Below are 17,509 nucleotides of genomic sequence, written 5' to 3' on the forward strand. Positions count from 1 at the left end.
TCAGAATCGGCTTCGGAGAAATGATTGATGGCAAGCGCCGCCGAACTGGACCGTTCCGCAGACACGATTGATGCTTTCCGCGCTGAGGCGCGCGCCTGGCTCGAAGCGAACTTCCCGCAAAGCCTGCGTGGCAAGGATAACGCCATGTCGGCCGTTGATGGTCCGACGGAGGAAACCGCCGAGCAGAAGGCGTGGCGCGAGGCGATGGGCGCCAAGGGTTGGGGCACGCCCACTTGGCCGAAGGAATATGGCGGCGGCGGGCTGACCCGCGAACAGGCGCGCGTGCTGGGTGAGGAAATGGCGCGCATCGGCGCCTGGAACCCGATCGGCGGCATGGGCGTGATGATGTTCGGGCCGACGCTGCTGGAATATGGCAGCGAGGAGCAGAAGCAGAAGCACATCCCCGGCATCGTCCGCGGTGAAGTGCGCTGGTGCCAGGGCTATTCGGAGCCGGGCGCCGGTTCGGACCTCGCGTCCTTGCAGACCTTCGCCGAGGACAAGGGCGATCATTACATCGTCAACGGCCAGAAGACCTGGACGAGCGGCGGCCAGTGGGCGGACAAGTGCTTCGCGCTGGTGCGCACCGACAAGACGCAGAAGCATGCCGGCATCAGCTTCCTGCTGATCGACATGGATGCCGAGGGCGTCGAAACCCGCCCGATCAAGCTGATCTCTGGCGCCTCGCCCTTCTGCGAGACCTTCTTCACCAACGTGAAGGTGCCCAAGGAGAATTTGGTCGGCCAGGAAGGGCAGGGCTGGACCATCGGCACCCGCCTGCTGCAGCACGAGCGTAATTCGCTTTCCGGCGGCGGCGGCTCGCAGGGCCGCATGAACCAGGGCGAGCAGATCCCGTCGATCGCGAAGAAGTATCGCGGGGTCGATGCCGAAGGGAAGCTCGCTGACAGCGACCTGCGCACCCGCATCATCAAGCATGAGATGGACCAGCGCGCCTTCGCGCTCACGCTGCGCCGTGCGGCACTCGAGGCCAAGGGCAATGCCGGTCCGTCCGCCGCCACCAGCGTGATGAAGAACGTCGGCGCCCGCATCACTCAGGATCGCGCCGAGCTGGCGATCGAGATCATGGGCATGCAGGGCCTTGGCTGGGAAGGCGAGGGCTTCAGCAACGAGGAACTGGCGGCAACCCGCACTTGGCTGTGGGGGAAGGCGGTGTCGATCTACGGCGGTTCGACCGAGATCCAGAACAACGTCATCGCGAAGCGCATCCTGGGGATGCTCGACCACCAGTAATCGCTGGTTTGTTATTCGGTTAGGCGCGGGCGAACGCGTCGGAGAGGGCCGGGTCGAGGAGCGGGCGCACAGACGTCCGCCCTCCCCGGCAGGTCCTTCGTTAAAGGGTTTGAGAAATGGCGTTGCTGAACGACGAACAGGTGATGTTGCGCGACATGGCGCGCGAGTGGGCCGACAATGAGTCGCCGACCACCGCGTTCCGCAAGCTGCGCGACGCAGCACCGGCCAAGGGGTTTGATCCCGAGGCATGGAATACGATTGGCCAGATGGGGTGGGCGGGCATTCTCATCCCCGAGGAATTCGGTGGCTCTGCCTTCGGTTATCTATCGCTCGGACTGGTGGTCGAGCAGCTCGGCCGCAATCTGGCTGTGAGCCCGCTGTCTTCGACCGCAGTCGCGGCAAGCGCGATCGCGACGGGTACGTCCGACGCGGCAAAGTCCGACTGGCTGGGCAAGCTCGCCAGCGGCGAGGCGGTTGCCACGCTCGCGATCGATGAATGCCCGCTGCACACCGGTGTCGATAATCTCGAAACCACCGTGTCGGGCGGTTTGCTGAGCGGCACCAAGAAGTTCGTCGCCGAGGGTGACGGCGCTGACGTGTTCGTCGTCGCCGCTGCTGATGGCCTCTATGCCGTGGCGAAGGGTGAGGGGGTCACCGTCCACACGCGGCGCATGGCCGACAGCCGCAGCCATGCCGACGTCACCTTCACCAATGCGCCGGCTGAGAAGCTCGGCGGGCCGGAGCTCAGCCGCGCCATTGTCGATCGCGCCACTGCCGTCACCACAGCGGAAATGCTCGGCATGGCGGAGAACGCGTTCAGCCAGACGCTCGACTACCTCAAGCAGCGCGTGCAGTTCGGCCAGGTCCTGTCGACCTTCCAGGCGCTGCAGCACCGCATGGCAAAGATGAAGACCGAGATCGAGCTGATGCGGTCCGCCGTTGAGGGCGCGTTGGAAGCAATCGACGCAAACCGTTCGGACGTCGATCAGGCTGTCAGCCTGGCAAAGGCAATGGCGAATGACACGCTGCGTCTCGTCAGCCGTGAGATGGTGCAGCTGCACGGCGGCGTCGGCATGACCGACGAATATGATGCCGGCCTGTATCTGAAGCGCTCCGCCGTGCTGGAGACGATGTGGGGCAATGCCAGCTACCATCGTGACCGTTTTGCGCGGCTCAACGGATATTAAAACACGTTACAGTAATTTCGGTATGGCGGCGGGTGTTCTCTGCAACACCCGCCATTTTTATTCTGCCGAAAGGTCATGAGCCGCATTGCCGCTTGACCTTACGGAAAGCGCGTCGTCTATTCGATGATACGGTACGGCCCGAATAGAGGCTGACCGCATCGGGAGAGAGATGATGGCGAAAGCGCTTTTCGTCCGCGGCACCGCATGTTCGGCGCTCGCGTGGGCCCTTCTCACCGCCGGAACGGCGCACGCACAGATCGGCGGCGACCCCACGGCCATCGAGTCGGCACCGGCCACCAACGACACGGCAGCACCAGACATCGTCGTCACCGGCACGCTGATCCGCGGCACGCCGGAGAATTTGGCCGTGCCGGTGGATGTCATCTCCAGCGAGGAACTGGCGAAGCAGGGCGCACCGACGGCGGTCGATCTGCTCAAGAACCTGACCGTGGCGAACGGCACGGTGGGTGACGCCAATCAGTTCGACACGCGCGCGCAAGGCTCCGAAGGTGTTGCCTCGGTCAACTTGCGTGGTCTGGGGCCGCAGCGTACCCTGGTGCTCCTCAACGGCAAGCGCATGGTGCCATCCGGGCTCGGCATCCCGATCGTCGACGTCAACATGTTCCCGACCTCCGCGATCGGCCGGGTCGAAATCCTGAAAGATGGCGCCGCGGCGACCTATGGGTCGGACGCCATCGCGGGCGTGGTGAACTTCATCACGCGCACCGATCAGCAAGGCTTCCTCGTTTCCGGTGACTATCGCTGGATCAAGGGGTCGAACGGCGATTACGGTGCGGCGGCGTCGTACGGGCACAAACAGGACAATTTCCGTGTCTTTGCCTCGATCGGCTATCAGCGGCGCTCCGAGCTTCGCTTCACCGACCGCGATTTCGCGGTGCAGCCCTATCCCACCAACCCACAGGGCGCGTGGACCGGCGGCGGCAGCCCCGGCAACTTCGATTTCAACGGTACCGTCGGCGGTATCAATCTCACTACTGATCTCGGTTGCCAAGGGCTCGGCGGCTTCCGCAGCGCGCCCGGCTCCAACACCGACCGTTGCTTCACGCAATTCGGCCAGTTCGATAATCTGATCGAGCCGGAGGAGCGCTTCCAGGCCTTCCTCGACACTGAGTTCGACGTGGCTGACAATGCGTCGCTTCGCCTGACGGGACTGTATTCGTTCACCAACACCCGGGTGACGAGCTCGCCCAGCTACCTGCCGACGCTTCCGCCATCGACAAACGCGGCGTTCGGCAATGGCTCGCTGTTCGTCATCCCCGGCTATGCACCGGCGCTGCGTGACTATTGCGCATTGTACGGCGCGCAGGCGGGGTGTTCGCGCTCTGCGTCCGGCGCACTCGACAGCGCGGTCGCGCTGCCGGTGCTGTTCCGGCCCTTCCTGCTGGGCGGCAATCCCTTGTTCGAGAGCCGCAGCAACGATCGCGGCTCCGCCGTCTCGAAGCGCGAGACGGAGGCGATGCGCTTCACCGCCGACCTTCATATAGAAGTCAGCAGCAACATCGATTTCACGACGGGCTTCACCTTCAGCGAATATCATCGCGACTATGACGGCACCGACACCTTCGGCGATCTGCTGCAGAATGCGATGGCGGGCTTCGGCGGCCCCAATTGCGCCTATGCGTCGACCGCCTCGCGCGCGGGGCTGACCCCGGCGCAGCTGGCGGGCCTTGCGGGCACCAACGGCTGTACGTTCTTTAACCCGTTCTCGACCGCGATACCGGCCAACGCAGTCACCGGCATCCGCAACCCTAACTTTGCCGGCACGCGCAATCCTGCCGGCTTCAATCTCTCGCCCGGCGCTGGCCTCATCAATGACCTGGCGACGATCGACCTGTTCTTCCGCACGCCCAACACGCAGGTGCGCACGCAGCAATATGTCGGCGACGTCGCGCTTTCGGGGCGTACCGGCATCCGGCTGTGGGCCGACAGGGATATCGGGTTTGCGGTGGGCGGGCAGTATCGCAAGAACACGTTCCAGACGCTGCTCAACAACGACGCCAATATCGCCGTGACGCCGTGCCCGGGAACGCCGCTCAACCCAAATGCGACCTGTAACCCGCAGACCGGGGCGCTCGGCTTCCTCGGCACCAATCCCGAACGCACGGCGGATGCCGATGTGTACGCCTTGTTCGCCGAGCTGCAGATCCCGATCATCGACGCGATCAACCTGCAATTGTCGGCGCGGTATGAGGATTACCGCGGCAACGTGGGCTCCACCTTTGATCCGCAGGCGCGCCTGAAGATCGAGCTGACCGACTGGCTCGGCATCCGCGGCGGCGTCGGCACCAGTTTCCGGGGGCCGCCGCCTCAGAACCTGTCGGGCTCCGGCGTGTCGCTGCAGGTGATCGGCACCGGTTTCCGCGCGGTGGAGATCTTCGGCAATCCAAACCTGCGCCCGGAAAGCGCAACCACCTATAATGGCGGCATCCTGATCGATCGCGGGCCGTTCAACGCCAGCCTCGACTATTGGCGCTACGACCTGAAGGGGCCGATCGAATCGGAGCCGGTGTCCGGGCTGGCCAATGCGCTGTTCGGCGCGAGTGGCACCGCCAATTGCGGCAATCCTGCCTTTGCCGCACTCCAGTCGCGCTTCACCTTCAACGCAGCGGGTTGCGGCATCAACAATGTCAGCCGCCTGCGTACGCAGGTGTTCAACAGCGCAGACGTGAAGACGTCCGGCCTTGATTTCACCGCCAGCTATCGGGGTGAACTCGGCCCCGTCGAACTCACCGTGGGCGGCGCTGCGACCTATGTCATCGATTATGATATCAAGGATCTGTTCGTCGAAGGCATTCTGGTGCAGCCAGCGTTCGACGCGGTCGGAAAGCTGAATTTTCAGACCACCGCATACCCGATCCCGCAATGGCGCGGGAACTGGTACGTGCAGGGGGACACCGGGCCACATTCGCTGAGGCTCCAGTTCAACTATGTCGACGGCTATACCGATCAGCGCGGTCCCGCCATTTTCGGGCCCAACGCGGGTGCACTGGCTGGAGCGTCGGTAACCCGCGGCAAGGAAATCGGATCTTGGCGGACGTTCGACGCGACGTACCGTCTGGCGCTTGACACCGGCACGACCTTCACGCTTGCGGCGGTCAACATCTTCAACCGCGACCCGCCGTTTGCGCGCCTTGACCCCAATTACGACAGCTTCACTGCGTCGCCGCTCGGGTTCACCCTGAAAGCGGCGGTTTCACAGGCCTTTTGACCTTCGGCGGGCAGCATTGTTGCGAAACATTGCTGCCCGTACCAATGCCACTGGTGTATTCCTTTCGCCTCGTTAAAGATCGAAGGGCGTATACAAGCGTAGGAGAGCGATATGGATGCCAGCACCACATGGGTGCATGATGACCGTGACAGGAAGGCACTCAGCCGTCGCGGATGGACGCTGGCACTGCTGACCACGGCCTATTTCTTCAGCTTCATGGACCGGCAGATCCTCGCGATCCTGCTGGAGGCGATCAAGGCGGACCTGCACCTCTCGGACACCCAGCTCGGGCTGCTGTCCGGCCTCGTGTTCGCCATTTTCTACGCCACCCTCGGCCTGCCGATCGCGCGCCTCGCGGATCGATCAAGCCGCAGCAACATCATCGCAATCAGCATTGCCTTCTGGAGCGCCATGACGGCGCTGTGCGGCTTCGCGCAGAATTTCGTGCATCTGATGTTCGCCCGTATTGGCGTCGGCATCGGGGAGGCCGGGTTTGGCCCGCCCAGCCAGTCGATCATCGCCGATCTCTATCCCCCCGAGAAGCGCGCAAGCGCTATGGCGATCTACTCGCTCGGCGTTCTGCTTGGCGGTGGGCTCGGCATGGTGATCGGCGGGTTTGTGGCGCACTCCTACGGCTGGCGCGTGGCGCTGATGGTTGTTGGCCTTCCCGGGATCGTGCTGGCCATCATCATGAAGCTGTTCGTGGTCGAGCCGCGCCGTGGCCTCGCCGACGGAAAGGTACCCGCCGCCCCCGCCGACGCGCCGGTCATCGGCATGTGGCAGGGCATCGCCTCGATGTGGCATAATCGCGCGGCGTTCCACCTCGTCGCGGCGATCACCATCACTTCGCTGGTCGGCTATGCCGTGACCGGCTGGGGACCCAGCTACATGCAGCGCTCGCTCGGCATGTCGATCCTCGACGTGTCCAAATATGTCGCACTGCCCGCGGCACTGATCGCCGGCTTCTCGGCCATGCTGGGCGGCTGGCTGTGTGACCGCGTGGCAAAGAGCAAGGGCATCTATGCCCAAAGCTATGTCGTCGTTGTCCTGAAGATCATCGCCTTTCCGTTCGCGCTGGGCTTCTACTTCGTCGATCACCTGTGGCTCGCGCTCAGCTCGTACTTCGTCGCGGCGATCTTCGCCGGCGCGTACATCGGCCCGACCTACGCCATGATCCAGCACCTCGCGCCGCTGCGGCTTCGCGCCACTTGGGCGGCGTTGACGCTGCTGGCGACCAGCCTGCTTGGCCTTGGCCTCGGGCCGTTCGCGGTCGGTCAGATCAGCGATCTCCTGCGGCCCACCTATGGTGGCGAATCGCTCCGCTGGGCGATGTTCTCGGTGGCGATGCTGACGCCGTGGGGGATCTTCCACTACTGGCGCGCGGGCGTTCTGATGAAGCGTCAGGAGGAGGCCGCAAAGACCGCCTGACGGCTCCCGCCGGCGCCCTTCGGGGCGTCGGCACCACCCGCCCGCGGCATGGTGTCGTTAAGCTTAGCGCAACCTTTGCGGCAGCGCCGCATTGTAGCGGAAACGTTACTCAAGGTTGCTTCGATGAAACAGATCGTTCCGATCGTGCTTGCCCTGATCCCGCTTGCTGCCGTGGTGGGAGCGTGCGTCACGGTCCCTTGACCCGCCTTTACATCGACATGGAGCGACGCCCGTCCTTGAACCTCAAGGGCGGGCGTTGTTTTTGTGGTCACCCTTGCAATTACATTGCGCGCAACAGAATATTGCCTCTCGGAAGCTTTGGAGGAACGAGATGAGCGCATTGTACACGACGAAGGTAACGGCTGTAGGTGGCCGCAGTGGCACCGTGCGAAGCGAGGACGGCATCCTCGATCTTTCGCTCGCCATGCCAAAGGAGCTGGGCGGAAAGGGTGGAGCGACCAATCCGGAGCAATTGTTCGCTGCCGGCTACGCCGCATGTTTCGAGAACGCCGTGATCCATGTCGCCCGCGGAAAGGCCGTGAAGGTCCGCGACGACGATATCGAGGTGATCGCTGATGTGGGGCTTCAGCCCGCGGCCGGCGGGGGCTTCGCGCTTACCGTGGCGCTTGACGTCACCATCGCTGGTGTGGACCAAGCACAGGCCCAAGAGATTGTTCAGGCCGCGCACGCAGTTTGCCCCTATTCCAACGCGGTGCGGGGCAATGTTGACGTGGCGCTCAACGTATCGACGCGCTGACAAAAGGACGGCTCTGCCCGTCGGCAGAGCCGTCCCTTATCACCGTCCGATCAAGCGCGTCCGTTTTACCCGCTTCCCCAACCGCGCCGCTGACTCGTCGCAACGGACGCACGGCGTGGCGGCAATTCAGCACAAATTGTTGGTCTTTTCGCACGACCTGGGGCAGCGGGCGGCGCGATGCTGCCCTGCATGCGCGAAACCAATGAAATAAAGCGAAGTTGTGTTGCCTTGATGATCAAGCGCAACGTTTCTTTCGCGTCTTGGCATCGGTCGTCTCGCTCGGGCTTTACCGTTGATGAACAGTTACGATCTAGCAATGCCCTTTCTGGTTAATCCCACGCGATTCCTGCTGCATTATGTGGCGGCCCGACCCTGGATATTCCTGCTGCTGGGCCTTCTGGTCGCTGGCGCGTCGGTCAGTTCGATCGGCGTCCAATATGCGATGAAGGTGTTGATCGACACCATGACCGGCGATGATCGCATCCGGTCTGCGGTCTATGCCGCGCTGGCAGCGTTCCTCGGCCTCGTCATCATCGAAAGCCTGCTGCAGCGGCTCGCCGCGCTGACGCTCGGCCAGGCCACCGTCGTGTCCGGCGTCGCCATCCGGCTCGACATGGTGAACTATCTCACCGGCCATCAGATGCCGTTTTTCCAGAACCAGCGCGCTGGCTCGCTGGGGCATCGTATCTCCGGGCTGGCGGGCATCTTCGGCGCCATCATCCACCGCCTGCTGCAGGAGGTGACGCCGCCGCTGATCGTATTTGCCGGCGCGATGCTGATCTTCATCACGATCGACGTGCGCATGGCGATCGTCCTCGGCGGGATCTTCGTGGTGGTGACACTCGGCCTCGTGCTGCTCGGGCTGCGCGGCCATGTCCATCACAAGGCGTTTGCCGAACACGCCGGCACGGTGGGCGGCGAGCTCGTCGACTTCATCGGCAACATCTGGGTGGTGAAGGCCTTTGCTGCCGGCGAGCGTGAGATGTCCCGTTTGCGCGGCTTCCTCGATGACGAGGCGATCGCCCAGCGCCGCGGCTGGTTCTTTGTCGAGCGGATGCGCGGGCTGCACGATCTGTCGCTGGCGATCTTCGTCGGCGGGACATTGATCTGGGCAATCGGGCGCTGGTCTGATGGCAACATCACGACCGGCGACGTCGTCGTCATCAGCACGCTTACCTTCCGTATCCTCCACGGCTCGCGTGATCTTGCCATGGCGCTGATCGATGTGAGCCAGCAGTTCAGCTATCTGCGCGAGACGCTCGATATCATTGGCGTGCCGCAGACGCTGAGCGATGCACCGGGCGCGACGCGGCTTCGCGTGGGTGAGGGCAGGGTAGAATTCAACCACGTCACCTTCGGCTATGATCCGCGCCACCCGATCCTGCACGATCTGTCGCTGGAGATCCCCGCCGGCCAAAAGGTCGGGATCGTCGGTCCGTCCGGGGCCGGCAAGTCATCGATGTTGCAGCTGGTTCAGCGCTTCCACGATCCACAGGCCGGGCACGTGCTGATCGATGGGCAACGCGTCGACAGCGTCACGCAGGAAAGCTTGCGCGATGCGGTCGCCGTGGTCCCGCAGGAGGTATTGCTGTTCCACCGCTCGGTGATGGAGAACATCCGCTTCGCCCGCCCCGACGCGGATGATGAGGAGGTGTTCCGCGCCGCGGAGGCGGCGGGATGCGATGATTTCATCCGCCGCTTGCCGCATGGCTATGACAGCATCGTGGGTGAACGCGGCACCAATCTGTCCGGTGGTCAGCGGCAACGAATCGGCATCGCGCGTGCCTTCCTGAAGAATGCCCGGATCGTCCTTCTCGATGAGGCGACCTCGGCGCTCGATTCCGAATCCGAGCTTGAGGTGCAGAACGGGCTGGAGGCTCTGATCCAGAACCGCACCGTGATCGCCGTCGCGCACCGCCTCTCTACGATCGTCAACTTCGACCGCGTGGTGGTCGTATCGGAGGGACGGGTGATCGAGGATGGCCCACCGCAGCAATTGCTGCGCCGCCCGGATGGCGCCTTCCGCGCCTTGTGGGTGATGCAGGTCGAGGGGCTGGATCGATCGTCGGGCATCTCGGCGGCTGGCGAGCGGCTGCGCGCCCTGTCCGAACGCAGCCGCGCCCGAGTCCAGCGCATGATGCGCAGCGCCTGGCATGGGGTAACCGAACGGCCCTAAGGGCAGGGGCTGTGCGCTCCCGTCGCTGCGGATGGCAAGGCTTGGCTGGGCAAAGCTGACGTGCGGGAATGATTGGTGTCGGCAGCCGCCAGGGCAGGTTTTGATTTCAGAGCCACTGCTCCTTACCGCGGTTCAGCGCCCTCCAAGCCAGCCAGAGATGCAGTTGCTGACCGGCGAGTAGCGCCGCGCCCATCAGTACCAGCACGGGCAGTGCGAAATGCTCCTGTCCTGGGCGCGGTGCGACCGACAGCGACAACCCGGTCGCGAAGCCGAGCAGGAGAACGGTGAGCACGGGCATGAAGGCCAGCGCTACCGGTCGCGGCGCGGACCAGTTTACCTCGTCCGTCAGGCTCCATTGCATCGGAAGGCGGTCCGCACTGTGGAAGCGCTTGTTCGCGCGGAGGGCGACGCAACTGCTTGTCGCGACGAACAGCAGCAGGACGAGCAGCATCAACATGGTCCGGTTCCTCCGCACCTGAGATTAGCCGCCAATCGGGGGGCGTCAGACAAGAAAAAACCCGCCCGGCGTGATGCCGGACGGGTTTTCAAGCATCGCACAGCGAAGGGCCGATCAGCCCTGCGCCGGCTCCTCGGCCTCGTCGCGGGCCTCGGCGGTGGCGCCGGGCTCTGCGTTAGGGTCGAACTTCTCCAGGAAGCCACCCTGGTCACGGCCTTCTTCGAATACCTGTGCCATGACGTCCACGCCAGCCGCCTGCATCTCTGCCTCTTCAGGCGAGCGTGCGACGTTGACCTTGACCGTCACGGACACTTCCGGGTGCAGCGCGACCTTCACGTCGTACACGCCGATCGACTTGATCGGGCGGTCGAGCACGACGGCCGACTTGGCGACCTTGTGGCCAGCCTCGTTCAGCGCCTCGACCAGATCGCGAACCGCGACCGAGCCGTACAGCTGGCCGACGTTCGACGCCTGGCGGATGATGGTGACCTGTGCGTCCTTGAAGCTCTTCGCTTCCTTCTCGGCCTCGCCACGACGGTTGGCGTTTTCCGACTCGATGCGAGCACGGTTGGCTTCGAAGACCTTGCGGTTCGCTTCGTTGGCGCGCAGCGCCTTCTTGTTCGGCAGGAGGTAGTTGCGGGCGAAGCCATCCTTCACCTTCACCACGTCGCCGATGGCGCCGAGCTTCTCGACGCGCTCAAGCAGAATGACGTCCATCTGCTCTTCTCCTTACTTAACGACGTAGGGCAGCAGGCCCAGGTGACGGGCGCGCTTGATCGCCTGGGCGAGCTCGCGCTGCTTCTTGGCGCTCACCGAGGTGATACGCGACGGAACGATCTTGCCACGCTCGGACACGAAGCCCTGCAGCAGACGCACGTCCTTATAGTCGATCCGGGGAGCGTCCTTCGCGGAGAAGGGGCAGCTCTTGCGACGACGGAAGAAGGGGCGTGCCATTATGCGTTCTCCTCTTCACGACGACGGCCGCGCTCGCGGTCGCGTTCCTGCTTGCGCATCATCACCGACGGGCCCTGCTCATGCGCGTCAACCTTGACGGTCATGTAGCGGATCACGTCCTCATTGATGGAATGCTGACGCTCGATCTCGGCGACGGTGTCACCGGGCGCGTCGATCTCGAGCATGACATAGTGAGCCTTGCGGTTCTTCGACATGCGATATGCCATCGAACGCAGGCCCCAGGTCTCGGTCTTGACGACCTTGCCCTGATGATCTTCGACAATCTTGGTGACGGCTTCCGCCATCGCGTCCACCTGCGCCTGTGCCAAATCTTGGCGCGCAAGGAACACGTGCTCGTAAAGAGCCATGTGCTTTCCTTCGTTGGCCGATCGCTGACATGGCCCCGTGCCATGCCCCTCCGGCTGTCGTCCACAACAGCAAAAGGCGAGGAGTCGACGCTCCCCGCCCATGCTCTGCGCTCCTGTACCGGGAGCGGGTCAAATTGCAAGCCTTAGCGGAAGGCGCCCCGGACGATCGTCACGATCTGGCCGTTGCGGCCCAGCAGCAGGGCGTCGTGGCCAGACCGGACCCACTGCTGTCCGCGCTGCGGCGCATAAAGGCGCTTGCCGCGGAACTGGCGATAATCGACCACGCGATAGTTGCGGGCATATCGACGGTCGAACCGCTCGCCTTTGCGCCAGTTGCGATAGGTCGGCTGACGCGTGACGGTGGTGTGCTTCACGACCGTGCCGTTGCCGCGATGCTGAACCGTGCGGGTGGTGGTCTCGCGATGCTGCGCCGATGCGGTGCTGGCGATCACCGGCGTGGCGACCAGCGAGGCTGCAACCGTCGCCTTGATCAGCTTCTTGAACATCTGACTGCTCCTCTTCACTCTCTTGCAGGCGCCGATAGCGCGGCGTCGGAGACCTATCTGGGGCAGGGATGTATCCGACCTGTCACAGTGAGCGGGCGAAATGGTCGCGATTTGTCGCAGGATCGTTGCGAAGCTGAATCGACGTTCAGAATACAAGCATTTCTATACCGGATCGGCCTAGAAGCGGCGCGATGGCGATTCTTCTTGCGTGTGAAGGAAGGGGCAGGGCGGCCCGTGCACCGGCGTCGGCAATGCCGTTGGTCGATGCCCGTGCGCGGCTGCGCTGGGCGCTGCTCCTGCTGGCCGGCATCGCTGCGGCATTGTTCGTCGGCTGGGTCGGCTTCATGGCGTCCGACGATTCGCTCTATTATGCCGGCGCCGTTCGCTGGCTCACCGACCCGCCCTTTGCCGGCAGCGATCACTGGTCCACCCGCTTTCCGCTGACGGTGAGCTTTGCCGCGGTGCTCGCAGCGGTCGGCCGCAACTATGCGGCGTTCGGGGTCACCGCGGTCCTGTTTTACCTTCTGCTGGTGGCAGTCGTCGGTCGCTTCACGGCGCAGCTTGCAGGCGAGCGGAGCGGCTGGATCGCGGCCCTGCTCACCGCCACGCTCGCGGTAGTGGTCACGGACGCCACCACAGTCAGTGTCGATCTTATCGAGGTGGCGGCGCTGATCGGTGGCGCATGGCTGGTCGGCAGCGCCAGTGACGATCGCCGGGGCTTGACCCGTGCGGCGCTCGGCGGCGCGCTGTTCGGCACGGCAGTGCTGTGCCGCGAGACGAGCGTGCTCGCGCTCGCCGCCCTCGGCCCTGCCTTTCTTCTCGGCCGGCCCGTGTCGCGCCGGCTCCTGATCGCCTGCGGCCTCGGTGCAGCAGCGGTGCTGGCGGGTGAGGCGCTGTTTCAATGGTCCCTGACGGGCGATCCGCTGCGCCGCTACACCATCGCCTTTCACCACGACGAGCACATCAACCGCGCCGCAAACCGGGAGGGCAATTTCCTTCTCTGGCCGCCGATCGACCCCGTGCTTGTCCTTCTGGTCAACGATGATTTCGGCTTGCTCTTCTGGCTCGCCGGCGCCGCATTATGGCGCGGCGCATGGTCGCTCACCGCGCCTCAGCGCCGCGCTCCGCTGACGCTGCTTGCGGCGATGGCGGGGGCGAGCTTTCTTCTCGTCGCGGCCTTGTACACCAAACTGGTCCTGAACCCGCGCTACTTCATGCTCGCCGCGATCGTCGCGGTCATCGTACTGGCGATCTGGCTCGATCGACTCGATCGCCGCCTCGGCGCGCTGATCATCGCGCTGCTCGTGTCGACGAACCTGTTGCTGATGAGCGTCGGCAACGCGCATCCTCGCTGGCCGATGGAGGCGCTGGTACGTGCCGCGCAGGCACATCCCCGAGAGGTGATCGCCGCTGATGCCGACATCGTGCGCCGCGCCGACATATCGATGGCCTTCATCGGGCAGAGCAACGTGCGCGCGCTGCCCCTCGATCCTTCTGACAAGGCCCTGCCGCCCCTCGTGGTAGCGCCGGTCGATCAGGCACCGGCCGGTCAGGTGATCGCCCGTTATCCGCCGCCGCCGACACGGCTCGGATCATTGCTCCGCACCCTTGGGTTGGAGCCGCTGGTACCCGCGTCGATCGCCCGCAGGATGTTCGCGCCGGGCACCGAAATGGTACTGGTCCGTACCACCGGCGGTTGACCGCTGCGCCCTGCCACGCCTACCGCGCCCCTCTTCCAATTCAGGAGCGACCGATGCGAGCGTTCATCTTTCCGGGCCAGGGCAGCCAGGCCGTCGGCATGGGCCAGGCACTGGCAGCCGCCAGCCCCGCCGCGCGCGAGGTTTTTGGCGAGGTTGACGATGCGCTGGGCCAGAATCTCTCGCGCCTCATGGCCGAAGGGCCTGCTGACGAATTGACGCTGACCGAGAATGCGCAGCCCGCGATCATGGCCAATGCCATCGCGACGCTGCGTGTGCTGGAGAAGGAAGGCGGCGTGCGCTTGGCCGACAAGGCCGATTTCGTCGCTGGCCACAGCCTGGGCGAATATACCGCGCTGTGCGCTGCCGGCGCTTTCGATCTTGCGACAACCGCGCGCCTGTTGAAGCTGCGCGGCCAGGCGATGCAGGCAGCGGTGCCGGTGGGTGAGGGCGGCATGGCTGCGCTTCTCGGCGCGGATCTGGCCAAGGCACAGGCGATCGCTGCCGCCGCGGCGGAAGGCGATGTGTGCACCGTCGCCAACGACAATGACCCCTCGCAGGTCGTGATCTCGGGAACGAAGGCCGCGATCGATCGCGCCATCGCGATCGCCAAGGATCACGGTGCGAAGCGCGGCATCGCGCTCCCGGTTTCCGCACCGTTCCATTGCTCGCTGATGCAGCCCGCGGCCGACGCGATGGCCGCCGCGCTCGCAGACGCTGCGATCGCCGCGCCGCTCGTCCCGGTGTACGCCAACGTCCTAGCCGCGCCGGTCAGCGACCCCGACACGATCCGCCGGCTGCTCGTGGAACAGGTCACCGGCATGGTCCGCTGGCGCGAATCGGTGCTGGCGATGACCGAGGCAGGGGTGACCGACTTCGTCGAGTTCGGCGGCAAGGTGCTCGGCCCGATGGTGAAGCGCATTTCGCCGGATGCGAATGCGATCAGCATCGTGTCCATGGATGATATCGAAGCGCTGCTGAAGGCGCTGTGAAGGAGGAAATCTGATGTTCGACCTCACGGGCATGACGGCGCTGGTCACCGGCGCGTCGGGCGGGATCGGATCGGCCGTCGCACAGGCGCTCGCCGCGCAGGGCGCACGACTGGCGGTATCGGGATCCAATGTCGAGAAGCTGGAAGCGTTCCGCGCCAGCCTCGGCGCGGATCACGTCGCGGTGCCGGCCAATCTCTCCGATGCGGCCGCCGTCGACGCGCTTGTGCCGGCCGCGGTCGAGGCACTTGGTGGCCGCCTCGACATCCTCGTCAACAATGCCGGCGTCACGCGCGACAACCTCACCATGCGCATGAAGGATGACGAATGGGATCAGGTGATCCGCGTCAACCTCGAGGCCGCTTTTCGCCTCATCCGCGCGGCGGCCAAGCCGATGATGAAGCAGCGTTTCGGCCGCATCGTGTCGATCACCTCGGTGGTCGGCCAGACCGGCAACCCCGGCCAGGCGAACTATGCCGCGTCGAAGGCCGGGCTTGTCGGCATGTCGAAGGCGGTGGCGCAGGAACTCGCCAGCCGCGGCGTCACGGTCAATTGTGTCGCGCCAGGCTTCATCCGCTCTGCCATGACCGATGTGCTGCCGGACGCGCAAAAGACTGCCCTGCTGACGAAGATTCCGGCTGGTGATCTTGGTACTGGCGAGGATATTGGCGCCGCTGTCGTCTACCTTGCATCGCGCGAGGCAGGTTATGTCACCGGGCAGACGTTGCACGTCAACGGCGGCATGGCGATGATTTAAAGCAGACTTGTATCGCAGCGAGGCCCGTTCTACCTGCGTTCAGGATTCTACAACCCCCCGATGAAACAAAGGGAATTATTATGAGCGAGACCGCCGACCGCGTGAAGAAGATCGTCGTCGAGCATCTCGGCGTCGAGGCCGACAAGGTGACCGAGGACGCGAGCTTCATCGACGATCTCGGCGCGGACAGCCTCGACATTGTCGAGCTGGTGATGGCGTTCGAGGAAGAGTTCGGGGTGGAAATTCCCGATGACGCTGCCGAGAAGATCACCACCGTGCGCGATGCGATTACCTATATCGACGAGCACAAGGGCTGATCGCCCGCGGGGTGGGGCGGCATGACGTTCGCTCCTGCTTCGCACCGGATTTGAGCGGCCCCCCGTCCCCGGCTAGAGGGCGGGGGGCCGTTTCGTTGTAATGTTCATGGAGTTGCGCAATGCGCCGCGTCGTTGTCACAGGTCTTGGTCTCGTCACCCCGCTTGGGGCAGACGTGGAAACAGCATGGGCCAATATCATCGCTGGCAAGTCGGGCGCAGGCCCGATCACGCGATTTGATGCCTCGGACCAGAAGTGCCGCATCGCCTGCGAGGTGAAGCCGGCCGATCACCCCTACGGCTTCGATGCCGGCAAGCGGGTCGATCACAAGATCCAGCGTCAGGTCGATCCGTTCATCGTCTACGGCATCGATGCGGCTGGCCAGGCGCTCGAGGACGCCGGCCTCACCGAGATGTCGGAGCAGGAGCGCTATCGCGCCGGCTGTTCGATCGGTGCCGGGATCGGCGGGCTGCCGGGGATCGAAAGCGAATCGATCGTTCGCCATGAAAAGGGCCCCAGCCGCGTCAGCCCGCACTTCGTCCACGGTCGTCTGATCAACCTGATCTCGGGTCAGGTCAGCATCAAATACGGCCTGATGGGCCCGAACCATGCGGTCGTGACCGCCTGCTCGACCGGTGCGCATTCGATCGGCGACGCCGCGCGGATGATCGCGATGGACGATGCGGACGTGATGCTCGCCGGTGGTTCGGAGGGCGCGATCTGCCCGCTCGGCATCGCCGGCTTCGCCCAGGCGCGCGCGCTCAGCACCAACTTCAACGACAATCCTGAAAAGGCCAGCCGCCCCTACGACAAGGACCGCGACGGCTTCGTGATGGGCGAGGGTGCCGGCGTCGTCGTGCTCGAGGAATATGAGCGCGCCAAGGCACGCGGCGCGAAGATCTATGCCGAAGTGATCGGCTATGGCCTTTCGGGTGACGCCTATCACGTCACGGCGCCGCATCCGGAAGGGTCGGGCGCGTTCCGCTCGATGGAGATGGCGATGCGCAAGTCGGGGCTCCGGCTTGAGGACATCGACTATATCAACGCTCACGGCACCTCGACCCCGCTGGGCGACGAGCTGGAGCTTGGCGCGGTTCGCCGGCTGTTCGGCGACCATATTGGCTCGCTGTCCATGTCCTCGACCAAGTCGGCGATCGGCCACCTGCTCGGCGGTGCCGGCGCGGTGGAGAGCATCTTCTGCATCCTCGCCATGCGCGACCAGATCGTGCCGCCGACGCTCAACCTTGATAACCCGAGCGACAATTGCGCGGGCGTGGACCTCGTGCCGCATGTCGCGAAGAAGCGTCAGGTGCGTGCCGTGCTCAACAACAGCTTCGGCTTTGGCGGCACCAACGCATCGCTGGTGATGAAGGCGATCTGAACTGCGACGCGCGATGCGGCGGGCGTCGGCCGGCTGACCGCCGGCTGGCCCCGCCGCGCG

General features: G+C 64.5%; 16 protein-coding genes. 11 read left to right on the forward strand and 5 right to left on the reverse strand.

All coding sequences use genetic code 11. From position 1 onward, the window contains the following. The first annotated feature begins 27 nt into the window (after positions 1-27). From L8F96_RS06965 to L8F96_RS06990, 6 genes are all read left to right on the forward strand, one after another. Positions 28-1,248 (forward strand): acyl-CoA dehydrogenase family protein, encoded by a 1,221-nt coding sequence (locus L8F96_RS06965; RefSeq protein ID WP_046410494.1) that lies wholly within the window; start codon positions 28-30, stop codon positions 1,246-1,248. A gap of 116 nt (positions 1,249-1,364) precedes the next feature. Next, positions 1,365-2,435: an acyl-CoA dehydrogenase family protein gene (locus L8F96_RS06970; RefSeq protein WP_334655654.1), complete on the forward strand. Its 1,071-nt coding sequence runs from the start codon at positions 1,365-1,367 to the stop codon at positions 2,433-2,435. Positions 2,436-2,607: 172 nt separating this feature from the next. Next, the gene (locus L8F96_RS06975) at positions 2,608-5,664 is read left to right on the forward strand and encodes a TonB-dependent receptor domain-containing protein (protein WP_334655655.1); all 3,057 of its coding nucleotides are present in this window, start codon (positions 2,608-2,610) and stop codon (positions 5,662-5,664) included. 111 nt (positions 5,665-5,775) lie between these two features. After that, positions 5,776-7,092: a spinster family MFS transporter gene (locus tag L8F96_RS06980; RefSeq protein WP_136451163.1), complete on the forward strand. Its 1,317-nt coding sequence runs from the start codon at positions 5,776-5,778 to the stop codon at positions 7,090-7,092. 331 nt (positions 7,093-7,423) lie between these two features. Next, positions 7,424-7,849: an organic hydroperoxide resistance protein gene (locus tag L8F96_RS06985; RefSeq protein WP_334655656.1), complete on the forward strand. Its 426-nt coding sequence runs from the start codon at positions 7,424-7,426 to the stop codon at positions 7,847-7,849. Between the two features lie 316 nt (positions 7,850-8,165). Further along, positions 8,166-10,025: an ABC transporter ATP-binding protein gene (locus L8F96_RS06990; protein WP_125944912.1), complete on the forward strand. Its 1,860-nt coding sequence runs from the start codon at positions 8,166-8,168 to the stop codon at positions 10,023-10,025. Between the two features lie 106 nt (positions 10,026-10,131). Here L8F96_RS06990 and L8F96_RS06995 read toward each other — a convergent pair whose 3' ends face one another. From L8F96_RS06995 to L8F96_RS07015, 5 genes are all read right to left on the reverse strand, one after another. Further along, positions 10,132-10,482, reverse strand: a complete 351-nt coding sequence (locus L8F96_RS06995) for a hypothetical protein (protein ID WP_145119071.1) — start codon at positions 10,480-10,482, stop codon at positions 10,132-10,134. Between the two features lie 114 nt (positions 10,483-10,596). After that, a complete protein-coding gene (gene rplI / locus L8F96_RS07000) occupies positions 10,597-11,199 on the reverse strand; it encodes a 50S ribosomal protein L9 (protein WP_136451167.1) in 603 nt (200 codons plus the stop codon). A 12-nt stretch (positions 11,200-11,211) separates the two neighbouring features. Beyond that, positions 11,212-11,436, reverse strand: coding sequence for a 30S ribosomal protein S18 (gene rpsR, locus L8F96_RS07005; protein ID WP_007403456.1), 225 nt, complete (start codon positions 11,434-11,436; stop codon positions 11,212-11,214). Continuing rightward, positions 11,436-11,804, reverse strand: a complete 369-nt coding sequence (gene rpsF / locus L8F96_RS07010) for a 30S ribosomal protein S6 (RefSeq protein WP_046410507.1) — start codon at positions 11,802-11,804, stop codon at positions 11,436-11,438. The genes rpsR and rpsF overlap by 1 nt, the downstream gene beginning before the upstream one ends. A 143-nt stretch (positions 11,805-11,947) precedes the next feature. Beyond that, on the reverse strand, positions 11,948-12,310 hold the full coding sequence (locus tag L8F96_RS07015) for an RcnB family protein (protein ID WP_046410509.1): 363 nt from the start codon (positions 12,308-12,310) through the stop codon (positions 11,948-11,950). Between the two features lie 191 nt (positions 12,311-12,501). Between L8F96_RS07015 and L8F96_RS07020 the strand changes: the two genes are divergently transcribed. The 5 genes from L8F96_RS07020 to fabF all read left to right on the forward strand — a co-directional run bounded on the left by L8F96_RS07020 (position 12,502) and on the right by fabF (position 17,449). Next, the gene (locus tag L8F96_RS07020; protein WP_334655657.1) at positions 12,502-14,010 is read left to right on the forward strand and encodes a glycosyltransferase family 39 protein; all 1,509 of its coding nucleotides are present in this window, start codon (positions 12,502-12,504) and stop codon (positions 14,008-14,010) included. Between the two features lie 53 nt (positions 14,011-14,063). Continuing rightward, the gene (gene fabD / locus L8F96_RS07025) at positions 14,064-14,999 is read left to right on the forward strand and encodes an ACP S-malonyltransferase (RefSeq protein WP_125944916.1); all 936 of its coding nucleotides are present in this window, start codon (positions 14,064-14,066) and stop codon (positions 14,997-14,999) included. A gap of 13 nt (positions 15,000-15,012) precedes the next feature. Then, positions 15,013-15,753, forward strand: a complete 741-nt coding sequence (gene fabG / locus L8F96_RS07030; protein ID WP_145119080.1) for a 3-oxoacyl-[acyl-carrier-protein] reductase — start codon at positions 15,013-15,015, stop codon at positions 15,751-15,753. An 80-nt stretch (positions 15,754-15,833) separates the two neighbouring features. Continuing rightward, complete coding sequence (locus tag L8F96_RS07035; protein WP_046410516.1) at positions 15,834-16,070, forward strand: acyl carrier protein; 237 nt, start codon at positions 15,834-15,836, stop codon at positions 16,068-16,070. 119 nt (positions 16,071-16,189) lie between these two features. Further along, the gene (fabF, locus tag L8F96_RS07040) at positions 16,190-17,449 is read left to right on the forward strand and encodes a beta-ketoacyl-ACP synthase II (RefSeq protein ID WP_125944918.1); all 1,260 of its coding nucleotides are present in this window, start codon (positions 16,190-16,192) and stop codon (positions 17,447-17,449) included. Positions 17,450-17,509 lie beyond the last annotated feature (60 nt).

It is taken from the genome of Sphingomonas panaciterrae (genome assembly GCF_036890205.1).
GTDB lineage: Bacteria > Pseudomonadota > Alphaproteobacteria > Sphingomonadales > Sphingomonadaceae > Sphingomonas > Sphingomonas panaciterrae.

Coding starts and splice junctions, on each gene's coding strand:
- L8F96_RS07020 (WP_334655657.1), top strand. CDS start 12,502: ATGGCGATTCTTCTTGCGTGTGAAGGAAGGGGCAGGGCGGCCCGTGCA.
- fabF (WP_125944918.1), top strand. CDS start 16,190: ATGCGCCGCGTCGTTGTCACAGGTCTTGGTCTCGTCACCCCGCTTGGG.
- L8F96_RS06980 (WP_136451163.1), top strand. CDS start 5,776: ATGGATGCCAGCACCACATGGGTGCATGATGACCGTGACAGGAAGGCA.
- L8F96_RS06985 (WP_334655656.1), top strand. CDS start 7,424: ATGAGCGCATTGTACACGACGAAGGTAACGGCTGTAGGTGGCCGCAGT.
- L8F96_RS06970 (WP_334655654.1), top strand. CDS start 1,365: ATGGCGTTGCTGAACGACGAACAGGTGATGTTGCGCGACATGGCGCGC.
- L8F96_RS06975 (WP_334655655.1), top strand. CDS start 2,608: ATGGCGAAAGCGCTTTTCGTCCGCGGCACCGCATGTTCGGCGCTCGCG.
- fabD (WP_125944916.1), top strand. CDS start 14,064: ATGCGAGCGTTCATCTTTCCGGGCCAGGGCAGCCAGGCCGTCGGCATG.
- rpsF (WP_046410507.1), bottom strand. CDS start 11,804: ATGGCTCTTTACGAGCACGTGTTCCTTGCGCGCCAAGATTTGGCACAG.
- rpsR (WP_007403456.1), bottom strand. CDS start 11,436: ATGGCACGCCCCTTCTTCCGTCGTCGCAAGAGCTGCCCCTTCTCCGCG.
- L8F96_RS06990 (WP_125944912.1), top strand. CDS start 8,166: ATGCCCTTTCTGGTTAATCCCACGCGATTCCTGCTGCATTATGTGGCG.
- rplI (WP_136451167.1), bottom strand. CDS start 11,199: ATGGACGTCATTCTGCTTGAGCGCGTCGAGAAGCTCGGCGCCATCGGC.
- L8F96_RS07035 (WP_046410516.1), top strand. CDS start 15,834: ATGAGCGAGACCGCCGACCGCGTGAAGAAGATCGTCGTCGAGCATCTC.
- L8F96_RS06965 (WP_046410494.1), top strand. CDS start 28: ATGGCAAGCGCCGCCGAACTGGACCGTTCCGCAGACACGATTGATGCT.
- L8F96_RS07015 (WP_046410509.1), bottom strand. CDS start 12,310: ATGTTCAAGAAGCTGATCAAGGCGACGGTTGCAGCCTCGCTGGTCGCC.
- fabG (WP_145119080.1), top strand. CDS start 15,013: ATGTTCGACCTCACGGGCATGACGGCGCTGGTCACCGGCGCGTCGGGC.
- L8F96_RS06995 (WP_145119071.1), bottom strand. CDS start 10,482: ATGTTGATGCTGCTCGTCCTGCTGCTGTTCGTCGCGACAAGCAGTTGC.